General features: G+C 43.9%; 4 protein-coding genes and 1 other annotated feature. All 4 genes read left to right on the top strand.

The genetic code is table 11. The annotated features are described in order from the left end of the window. Positions 1 to 124 precede the first annotated feature (124 nt). On the top strand, positions 125 to 2224 hold the full coding sequence (pflB, locus tag RDS42_RS02050; RefSeq protein WP_308782123.1) for a formate C-acetyltransferase: 2100 nt from the start codon (positions 125 to 127) through the stop codon (positions 2222 to 2224). Positions 2225 to 2262: 38 nt separating this feature from the next. Next, complete coding sequence (gene grcA3, locus RDS42_RS02045; RefSeq protein WP_308782122.1) at positions 2263 to 2505, top strand: autonomous glycyl radical cofactor GrcA3; 243 nt, start codon at positions 2263 to 2265, stop codon at positions 2503 to 2505. A 4-nt stretch (positions 2506 to 2509) separates the two neighbouring features. Next, positions 2510 to 3265: a pyruvate formate-lyase-activating protein gene (gene pflA, locus RDS42_RS02040; RefSeq protein ID WP_308782125.1), complete on the top strand. Its 756-nt coding sequence runs from the start codon at positions 2510 to 2512 to the stop codon at positions 3263 to 3265. A gap of 40 nt (positions 3266 to 3305) precedes the next feature. Beyond that, positions 3306 to 3527 (top strand) — a binding site (T-box leader). Positions 3528 to 3608: 81 nt separating this feature from the next. Next, positions 3609 to 6017 (top strand): leucine--tRNA ligase, encoded by a 2409-nt coding sequence (leuS, locus tag RDS42_RS02035; protein ID WP_308782121.1) that lies wholly within the window; start codon positions 3609 to 3611, stop codon positions 6015 to 6017. Positions 6018 to 6054: the final 37 nt, after the last annotated feature.

Here is a 6054-nt window from a genome sequence, read left to right as displayed (position 1 = left end):
TAAGTATTGTCCTTTAAAATATACAATATATACCTTGACGTAAGACTGGTTATACTATATATTCTAATCATGAAAATTAAGTTGCTTAGAAACAACTTCAGAAAAAATACCAGGAGGACGATCAATGAGACAGGAATGGGCTTCATTCAAAGGCGGAGTCTGGGAGAAAGAAATCAACGTGCGTGATTTCATCCAGAAAAACTATACACCCTATGAGGGAGATGAAACCTTTCTGGAAGGACCGACAAAAGCGACCAATGAGTTATGGGAGCAGGTAATGGAACTGACAGAGGAAGAGAGAAATAAAGGCGGTGTCCTTGATATGGATACACACATTATCTCTACCATCACTTCCCACGGACCGGGATACCTGAACAAAGATAAAGAAAAAATTGTAGGATTTCAGACTGATAAGCCGTTTAAGCGTGCTCTTCAGCCAAACGGAGGAATCCGTATGGCTATCAAAGCCTGCGAGGACAACGGATATCATGTGGATCCGGAAATTGTAGATTTTTATACAAAATACAGAAAAACACATAATGACGGAGTATTTGATGTATATTCACCGGAAATGCGCGCATGCCGTTCCAGTCACATTATCACCGGACTTCCGGATGCATATGGACGCGGCCGTATCATCGGCGATTACCGTCGTGTAGCGCTTTATGGTGTAGACCGTCTGATCGAGGACAAAGAAGATCAGAAAGCCGGAACACGAAGCAATATGTACGAGGATGTAATCCGTAATCGCGAGGAGCTTTCTGAACAGATCAAGGCTCTTAAGGAACTGAAAAAACTTGGTGAAATCTACGGGTTTGATATTTCCAGACCGGCTCAGAACGTACAGGAAGCAATTCAGTGGCTGTATTTTGGATATCTGGCAGCGATCAAGGAGCAGAACGGTGCAGCCATGTCTCTGGGACGTACTTCTACTTTCCTTGACATTTATGCAGAGAGAGACCTTGCAAACGGTACATTTACAGAGGAGCAGATCCAGGAGTTTATCGATCACTTTATCATGAAACTCCGTCTGGTAAAATTCGCCAGAACTCCGGAATATAATGCACTGTTTTCCGGTGACCCCACATGGGTAACAGAATCTATTGCAGGTATGGGAATTGACGGCAGAAGCATGGTAACAAAAATGTCCTATCGTTACCTTCATACACTTTCCAACCTGGGACCGGCGCCGGAACCGAACCTGACTGTATTATGGTCCACGAGACTTCCGCAGAACTTTAAACGTTTCTGTGCAAAGACCTCCATTGCATCCTCTTCCATTCAGTACGAAAATGATGATCTGATGAGAGTGACTCACGGAGATGACTATGCCATCGCATGCTGTGTATCTTCCATGCGTGTTGGCAAGGAGATGCAGTTCTTTGGCGCTCGTGCCAATCTTGCCAAGTGTCTTCTCTATGCTATCAACGGCGGTGTAGATGAGATCACCAAGAAACAGGTAGGACCAAAGTATCGTCCGATCACTTCTGAATACCTGGATTATGATGAGGTTATGGAACGCTATGACGATATGAGCCGCTGGCTGTCTCATGTATATGTGAATACTCTTAATATTATTCATTATATGCATGATAAATACTGCTATGAGCGTCTTCAGATGGCTCTTCATGACAAGAATGTGACACGCTGGTTTGCAACAGGTATTGCCGGACTTTCTGTAATCGCAGACTCTCTTTCTGCTATTAAATATGCAAAGGTAAAAACCATCCGTGATGAAAACGGCATTGTGGTAGACTTTGAGGTGGAGGGCGATTACCCGAAATACGGAAACGACGATGACCGTGTAGATGAGATTGCATACAAGATCGTAAAAGATTTTATGCACTATGTAGGTACTACTCAGACTTACCGCGGCGGTATTCCTACAACTTCTATCCTTACCATTACTTCAAATGTAGTATATGGCAAGAATACAGGAGCAACACCGGACGGACGTAAGGCTGGCGAGCCATTTGCCCCGGGTGCAAACCCTATGCACGGAAGAGACAGCCATGGAGCGGTTGCATCTTTAAGTTCTGTTGCCAAGCTTCCGTTTAAAGAAGCGCAGGATGGAATTTCCAACACCTTCTCTATTATTCCGGGAGCTCTTGGAAAAGAGGATATGGTAATGCTGGATTCCATCAGTCTGGATGATCTGAGCTTTTCTCTTGAGCCGGACTGCGCATGCTGTGAACCAAACCTCAGCGTAGACGAGGCAGAATAATCTTTTCATTTCAAATATACATTACAGGAGGATTTACTATGAATATCAGTGACGCACAGGTAGATAACCTGGTAAACTTACTTGACGGCTATGCAGAAAAAGGTGGCCATCATCTGAACGTAAATGTTTTTACAAGAGAAACTCTTCTGGATGCACAGGCACATCCGGAGAAATATCCGCAGCTGACCGTTCGTGTATCCGGTTATGCGGTAAACTTCAATAAGCTGACAAAAGAGCAGCAGGATGAGGTTATTTCCAGAACCTTCCACCAGGGAATGTAATCAGATGCAAAAAGAATATGACCACAAGGGGTATATTCATTCTACAGAGAGCTTCGGGACCGTTGATGGTCCCGGAGTTCGTTTTGTAGTATTCTTTCAGGGATGTCCTCTGAGATGCCTGTACTGTCACAACCCGGATACCTGGAAATCAGGAGAAGGAAAAAGGATGACAGTGGAAGAAATTCTGGATGCCTACAAAAAGAATGAAGTTTTTTACAAAAATGGAGGGATTACTGCTACCGGCGGGGAACCTCTTATGCAGCTTGATTTCCTGACAGAACTTTTCCGTGAAGCAAAAAAACAGGGAATCCACACCTGTCTGGATACTTCCGGAATCATGTATCGGAAGGAAAGGCAGCAGGAATTTGAAAAACTGTTTGATGTTCTTGATCTTGTGCTTCTGGATTTTAAACACAGTAATGAAGAGGAACATAAAAATCTGACCGGATTAAGTCAGAAGCATGTGCTGGAATTTGCTGAAGCGCTTGAAAAAGCAGAGGTTCCTATGGTTGTCCGCCATGTTGTTGTACCCGGGATCACAGACCAGAAAGAGCATTTGAATAATCTTGGAAAGCTCCTGGCCGGATTTAAAAATATAAAGGGCCTGGAGGTTCTTCCGTACCATACTATGGGAAAGGCTAAATATGAAAAAATGGGGCTTCCTTATCCTCTGGAAAACACAGAGAACATGGATGCGGAAAAAGCCAGAGAAGCGCGGAATATCATACTGAGAGCTTTTCAGGAACAGAGAAGAATTTAATCCTTGACAAACCTGTCGGGAATAGTTAGAATTATGAAGAACAAAGACGAAGAAGAGGAGCAGTAAGAAAACTTATTCTTTTTCAGAGACCTGCCGTTTGGTGTGAGGCAGGAAAGGATGTTTCTGAACTCGCCTTGGAGTTGCCGAAGTGAAAGTACAGTAGCTTTGGACGGGAAATCCCGTTACAGATTCAATGAGTGCACCGGATCAGATATCCGATGAATTAGAGTGGTACCACGGAATTTAGCCCTTCGTCTCTAAATACAGAGATGAGGGGCTTTTTTTATTAAGGAGTTCGAAGCGGACTTGTCCGCTTTGCTATTTTGTATAAGGAGGAAAAATTATGTCAGTACCTTACAATCATAAGGTGATCGAGAAAAAGTGGCAGAAGATCTGGGATGACAATAAAGCTTTTGCCGCAACAGATGATTACAGTAAACCGAAATATTATGCTCTGGTAGAGTTTCCGTATCCGTCAGGACAGGGCCTTCATGTAGGTCATCCAAGACCGTACACAGCTTTGGATATTGTGGCAAGAAAAAGAAGAATGCAGGGATACAATGTACTTTATCCTATGGGCTGGGATGCTTTTGGTCTTCCCACAGAAAACTATGCCATTAAGAATAAAATCCATCCAAAGATTGTTACAGCAAATAATGTAAAACGTTTTAAAGAACAGCTTCATTCTCTGGGATATTCTTTTGACTGGGACAGGGAAGTAAACACCACAGATCCGGAATACTACAAATGGACCCAGTGGATCTTTCTGAAGCTGTTTAATGCTGGTCTTGCCTATAAAACAGAAATGCCTATTAACTGGTGTACCTCCTGTAAGGTAGGACTTGCCAATGAAGAAGTAGTAAACGGTGTCTGTGAGCGTTGTGGATCTCCGGTTGTCCGCAAGGTCAAAAGCCAGTGGATGCTGAAGATTACAGATTATGCAGAAAAGCTTCTGGAAGGTCTTGATGGCGTAGATTATATTGAACGTGTAAAAGTTTCCCAGAAAAACTGGATCGGAAAAAGTCAGGGAGCAGAGGTTGACTTTGCCATTGCCGGAAAAGAAGACAAGCTGACTGTTTATACAACCAGACCAGATACTCTTTTTGGTGCAACCTATATGGTTGTTTCTCCGGAGCATCCAATGCTGGAAAAATATAAAGACGAGATTAAAAATCTGGATGCCGTTCACGAATATCAGGAGCAGGCTGCAAGAAAGTCTGATTTTGAGCGTTCTGAGCTTGCAAAAGAAAAGACAGGTGTACAGATTGACGGTATCCGCGCCGTAAATCCGGTAAACGGAAAGGAAATTCCCATCTGGGTTTCTGATTATGTACTGATGAGCTATGGTACCGGTGCGATCATGGCTGTTCCGGCTCATGATACCCGTGACTGGGAGTTTGCTAAGAAATTTAATATGCCGATCATCGAAGTAGTAGCAGGCGGAGCAAATGTGCAGGAAGAAGCATTTACAGATGTTGCTGCAGGTAAGATGGTCAATTCTGGATTTCTGGATGGTCTGGAAGTTGCCGATGCAAAGAAAAAGATCATTGAGTGGCTGGAAGAGAAAAAGCTTGGAACAGGAAAGACGAATTACAAGCTGAGAGACTGGGTATTTTCCCGCCAGCGTTACTGGGGAGAACCGATCCCCGTGGTACACTGTAACAAGTGCGGTTATGTGGCGCTTCCGGAAAGTGAGCTTCCTCTGGAACTTCCGGATGTAGAGAGCTACATGCCTACAGATAACGGAGAGTCTCCTTTGGCGGCTATGACTGATTGGGTAAATACCACCTGCCCATGCTGCGGCGGACCGGCGAAACGTGAGACAGATACGATGCCTCAGTGGGCTGGTTCCTCCTGGTATTTCCTTCGTTATACAGATCCTCATAATACAGAAGCTCTTGCAAGCCAGGAGGCTCTTAATTACTGGCTTCCGGTTGACTGGTATAACGGAGGTATGGAGCATACAACCCTCCATCTTCTGTATTCCCGTTTCTGGCATAAATTCCTGTATGACAATAAAGTTGTGCCATGCCCGGAACCATACCAGAAACGTACCTCTCACGGCATGATCCTTGGCGAGAATGGTGAGAAAATGTCAAAATCCCGCGGAAACGTAGTAAATCCGGATGATATCGTTAATGATTACGGAGCAGATACTCTTCGTACTTATGAAATGTTCATTGGCGCCTTTGATCTTAGTGCATCCTGGTCAGAAAACGGAGTAAAGGGCTGCCGTCGTTTCCTGGAACGTGTATGGAAACTGCAGGATATTCTTACAGAAGGTGACGGCTTCAGCAGTGATATGGAAACAAAGATACATCAGACAATCAAAAAAGTAAGCAATGATTTTGAGAATCTGAAATACAACACTGCAATTGCAGCGCTGATGACTCTTCTTAATGATTTTGCCAAAAAGGGAAGCATCACAAAAGGTGAATATCGTACCTTCCTGCTTCTTTTGAATCCGGTAGCACCTCATATCACAGAGGAAATCTGGAATGTCTGCGGTTATGAAGGCTATGTATATCAGCAGCCATGGCCGGAGTATGACGAAGCAAAAACTGTAGAGAATACCATTGAGATTGCTGTTCAGATCAACGGCAAGACCAGAGGTGTTGTAGCTCTTCCGGTGGATGCGGACAAAGAAACTGCCCTTGCAAAAGCAAAAGAAGTAGTTGCAGACAAGCTGACAGGAACCATCATCAAAGAGATTTATGTTCCGAAGAAGATTATAAATATCGTGCAGAAATAATGCGAAATGGCGCAGGTAGTGAAATCATTACCTGCGC

The organism is uncultured Blautia sp., from assembly GCF_902497045.1.
Lineage (GTDB): Bacteria > Bacillota > Clostridia > Lachnospirales > Lachnospiraceae > Blautia_A.
Note: the sequence above shows the minus strand (reverse complement) of the source record. Positions and strands in the feature narration are given on the sequence as shown.